Source organism: Armatimonas sp. (genome assembly GCF_043760365.1).
GTDB lineage: Bacteria > Armatimonadota > Armatimonadia > Armatimonadales > Armatimonadaceae > Armatimonas.
The window spans coordinates 1-1,592 of sequence record NZ_JAYUPA010000535.1 but is presented as its reverse complement, the minus strand read 5'-3'; the positions used below and the strand labels follow the sequence as shown (position 1 = coordinate 1,592).

The window sequence follows — 1,592 nt, the reverse complement described above, 5'->3', positions numbered from 1 at the left end:
CACCACTGTCGGTTTGATGAGGGAAGCAAGGGCATGCTGACGATACGGGGCAATAAAAGCGGGGCGTTCTGCGATGGCATCTCGCGGCGGGATTTTCTAACTATCGGGGGGCTAGCGTTGGGTGGGCTGAGCCTACCGCAGATTCTGGCGGCGGAGGCGCACGCGGGCATTCGCAAGAACCAGAAGGCTATTATTATGGTCTTCTTGCCGGGTGGCCCGGCACAGCACGACATGTTCGACATGAAGCCTGATGCACCGTCGGATATTCGCGGTGAGTTCAAGCCAATAAAAACCAATGTCTCCGGGATTGAGATATGCGAGCACATGCCCAAGATCGCGGGCATGATGGACAAGTTCGCGATTATCCGCTCGCTCACCGGCATGCGCGATGAGCACGACTCGCATATCTGCATGAGCGGGTACTCGGTGGCGGAGACCAATCAGAACAAAGCGCCGTGTCTGGGCTCCGTGCTCTCGCGGCTGGAAGGCCCGACTGAGAAAACTGTCCCGCCGTTTGTGGGCCTTCAGGGCAAGGCCGGGCACATGGAGTGGGCCGATCCCGGCGACACGGGTTTTCTAGGCATGGCGCACGCGGCAATGCGGCCATCGGGGGATCTCATGAAAGACATGACGCTCACCGATGTCTCGCTGGATCGCCTCAGCCACCGCAAGCAACTACTCGCAAGCCTGGATCGCTACCGAAGGCGCGTGGACACGCTCCCCGAGATAGACGCGCTCAACGCCCGTGCCTTCGATATTCTCACGTCAAGCAAGCTTGTCCAGGCGCTGGATGTGACTCGCGAGGACAAAAAGACCCGTGAGCGCTACGGAATCGGACGACTGGAACCCGTGGACGATGGCCTGCCGATGCTCAACGACCAATTCTTAGCGGCGCGGCGGCTTGTCGAGGCAGGCGTACGCTGCGTCTCGATTGGCTACGGGCGCTGGGATCATCATGGCGCGAACTTCGCCCAGCTCAAGACCTACCTCCCCATGCTCGATGCCGCCGTGAGCTCGCTGGTGCAAGATATCCACGACAGGGGAATGCAAGACGATGTCTCGGTAATTGTGTGGGGCGAGTTCGGGCGCACGCCGAAGATCAACAAAGACGCGGGCCGGGACCACTGGCCCCGTGCTAACTTCGCATTGCTCGCAGGCGGCGGGATGAAGATGGGCCAGGTCATTGGGAGCACCAATAAGTTCGGCGAGGAGCCCGACGAGCGACCCATTGATATGAAAGATGTCTTTGTGACACTCTATAATCGGCTGGGAATTGATATTGTCAACACACCCGTTCCGGATGTGACCGGGCGACCGAACTTCCTCTTTGCAGGCCGTGAGCCGATTGCGGAGCTGATCTAACCATGCTGACCATTCGTGGCGCGGGCGGCAAGTTCTGCGATGGCCTCTCACGACGGCAGTTTTTAACCGTCGGGGCGCTAGGCGGGCTGGCTCTACCGCAGCTTCTGGCCGCCGAGGCGCAGGCGGGTATACGCAACTCGCACAAGGCGGTTATTTTAATCTACTTGCCGGGTGGGCCGGGGCACCAGGACACGTTTGACTTAAAAATGGATGCGCCGTCGGATATTCGC

At 59.7% G+C, this 1,592-nt stretch carries 1 protein-coding gene and 1 pseudogene; both read left to right on the top strand.

The annotated features are described in order from the left end of the window. On the top strand, positions 1 to 1,362 hold a 1,362-nt coding region (locus ACH2EH_RS12405), incomplete at its 5' end, for a DUF1501 domain-containing protein (protein WP_395142096.1). A 2-nt stretch (positions 1,363 to 1,364) separates the two neighbouring features. Further along, positions 1,365 to 1,592, top strand: a pseudogene (locus ACH2EH_RS12400) (DUF1501 domain-containing protein); the annotation flags it as partial.